We start from the raw sequence: 380 nt of genomic DNA on the forward strand, positions 1-380 counted from the left end.
GTAAATAGTCGAGATCTTAACTAACTGTTTATTTTTATGGCCCAGAAGTCTTTGCTCGACTACCTTGAATCAATTCCAGACCCACGCAATCAGGCCAAGTGCTCGCATATCTTGTCAGAGGTTGTTTTCATGGCCATCTGCGCCATGATGTGCGGTTTTGATACTTGGAGCGAGATTACCTTGTTTGCTCAAGAGCGAGAGCCATGGTTCCGGCGCTGGTTGAGCTTGCCTGGTGGCATTCCATCACACGACACATTCAACCGCATTTTTGCCACTCTGCCTCCCGCCAGTCTGAAATCCATTTTTCAAGCGTGGATCGGCGACATCATGGGCGATGATAAGCTGGTTGGCCAACTAGCGGTTGATGGTAAAGCTCTTCG

General features: G+C 48.9%; 1 protein-coding gene. It reads left to right on the top strand.

Annotated features, from left to right (window positions below):
• Positions 1–36 precede the first annotated feature (36 nt).
• Positions 37–380 (top strand): ISAs1 family transposase (locus J9889_RS24785; protein WP_210557791.1); only part of this gene is annotated, 344 nt, incomplete at its 3' end.

Origin of the sequence: Aeromonas sp. PrichA-15, assembly GCF_017939245.1 — a bacterium.
Classification (GTDB): Bacteria; Pseudomonadota; Gammaproteobacteria; order Enterobacterales; family Aeromonadaceae; genus Aeromonas; species Aeromonas caviae.